Origin of the sequence: Streptomyces sp. NPDC005195, from assembly GCF_040608315.1 — a bacterium.
Taxonomy (GTDB): domain Bacteria; phylum Actinomycetota; class Actinomycetes; order Streptomycetales; family Streptomycetaceae; genus Streptomyces; species Streptomyces kaempferi.
This window is the reverse complement of sequence record NZ_JBEXHZ010000266.1, coordinates 1-2,039: the sequence shown is the minus strand read 5'-3', so window position 1 is coordinate 2,039 and position 2,039 is coordinate 1. Positions and strand designations below refer to the sequence as shown.

1 protein-coding gene and 2 pseudogenes are annotated in these 2,039 nt (G+C 71.1%); all 3 read left to right on the top strand.

Annotated elements, in window-relative coordinates; translation table 11 throughout:
- Positions 1-576, top strand: a pseudogene (locus tag ABZV34_RS38815) (hydroxyquinol 1,2-dioxygenase); the annotation flags it as partial.
- Between the two features lie 324 nt (positions 577-900).
- A complete protein-coding gene (locus tag ABZV34_RS38810) occupies positions 901-1,389 on the top strand; it encodes a flavin reductase family protein (RefSeq protein WP_356287811.1) in 489 nt (162 codons plus the stop codon).
- 218 nt (positions 1,390-1,607) lie between these two features.
- Positions 1,608-2,039: pseudogene (locus ABZV34_RS38805) on the top strand (hypothetical protein); the annotation flags it as partial.

Below are 2,039 nucleotides of genomic sequence, written 5' to 3'. Positions count from 1 at the left end.
AGCGTCCTGGGCCCCTTCTTCAGGGAGGACAGGCCGCAACCCGCCGACGCCGCAGACATCTCCGCAGGCCTGCCCGGCACCCCGCTGTTCTTCGAGGGACGGGTCGTGAACCGCGAGGGAACGCCGGTGTCCGCCGCCGCGGTGGACGTCTGGCACAGCGACTCCGACGGCCACTACGACGTCGATGTGCCCGGCCAGGTCGACACGGCCATGCGCGCGCTGTTCCGCACCGACGAGACGGGACACTTCAGCTTCCGTTCCATCCGGCCGTCCAGTTACCCGATACCCGCTGACGGCCCGGTCGGCGAACTCCTGAACGCGACCAGCAGGTCGCCCATGCGTCCCGCCCACGTGCACCTGCTGATCGAGGCTCCCGGATTCCAGCGCGTGACCAGCATGCTGTTCCCGTCGGACGACCCGTACCTGGACACCGATCCGGTCTTCGGGGTCAAGGAGTCGCTGCTCGAGTCCTACGACACGTACGCGGCCGACGCCGGACCCTGCCGCGGGCTGACCGACGTGCCCTACACCCTGCTGCGCCACACCTTCGTCCTCGAACCCCTCCCCGCCGCCTGAGGACCAAGCGGCTCGCGGTGCCGCCACCTGCCACCCGCCACCCGCCGACGTCCGACGTCTGGCAGACCGGCCGCGCCGACGAGACGGCAGACCGTGGCCCGGCCCCCCTCGGTACCGCCCCGGCCCGCAACTCCGCCTGGAAATCGGCGAGGCGCGATCCACCCCTCACGTGCGCGACGACCTCGCGCACGTCACAGGGCAACCGCCCCCGCTCCTGCCCCGCTCTCCCGGCATACCCGCCAACCCGCCTGGTGGGGCGATGAGTTCACCCACTGACCTGTGCAGCAGGCCGACGCTCTTCCCGACGTTCACGGAGGTCCTACGATGTCCGAAACCCTTGACATGACGGTCGAATTCCGAGCCACGATGAGCCGGCTCGCCACGGGTGTCAGTGTGATCACCACGTACTCAGGAGACGCACCCATCGGTATGACGGCGAGCGCCGTGTCCGCCCTCTCCCTGGACCCGCTCCAACTGCTCGTGTGCATCGGCAACCACCTGTACACGCGGACCGCGATCGCGGCGCACGGGCGCTTCGCCGTCAATGTGCTCGGCGAGGACAGCGAGCACCTGGCACGGAACTTCGCCGCTTCCAAGGCGGACAAGTTCGCGGGCGTCGAGACCGTCGACGACTACGGCGTGCCGGTGCTGAAGGACGCCATCGCGGCCGTCGTGTGCGACGTCGCCGAGGCGCTCCCCGGCGGAGACCACACCATCTTCGTGGGTGGCGTCCGCCATTGGGCACACAAGGCGGACTGCCGGCCGCTGCTCCACTTCGCGGGCGGCTTCGGCACGCTCGGGGCCGCGCACTAGGCGTGTGGTGAAAGTCCCGCCTGTCTCCTGCGGACGACGGGACTTTCGCCACCCGCCCCAGTGCCGCGGCACTGGTCCTGGAGGCAGCGATGCGAAGCGGGCCGCTGCCGGGCCCCTGACCGGCCCGCCGGGACCACCGCCCCCGATGTCCGGCTCCCGCGAGGCGAGCCACGGCCGTCGGGGGCTCCGCCCGTCCCGACGACTCCACGGAGAGTGCCATGACCAGATCCGTCGCGACATTCAAGCTGCATCCCCCGGCCCAGCCCCCGCATCTGCTGACACGCCCGCGCCTGCTGCGCCGGCTCGACGCGGCGACCGAGCCCGTCGTGGTGCTCTCCGCACCGGCCGGCGCCGGGAAGACGGTGCTCCTGACCGAATGGGCGCAAGGCCTGGCGGCCCGTGGAGAGTGCGCCTGGCTCAGCCTGGACGCGTACGACAACGCCCCGGACCGGCTGTGGTCCTGCATTCTCCGAGCGGTGCGCCAGGCACGACCGAACCTCCCCGGCCGTCTCGACGGCCACGGGTGGACCGTCGACGCATGGATCGAGGAGATCCTGCCGGGCCTGGTGACCGGCCTGGGCGGGGAGGGACCGCTCACGCTCATCCTCGACGGGCTGGAATCCATCACGGACGCCGACGCGGTACGCAGC

Coding starts and splice junctions, on each gene's coding strand:
- ABZV34_RS38810 (WP_356287811.1), top strand. CDS start 901: ATGTCCGAAACCCTTGACATGACGGTCGAATTCCGAGCCACGATGAGC.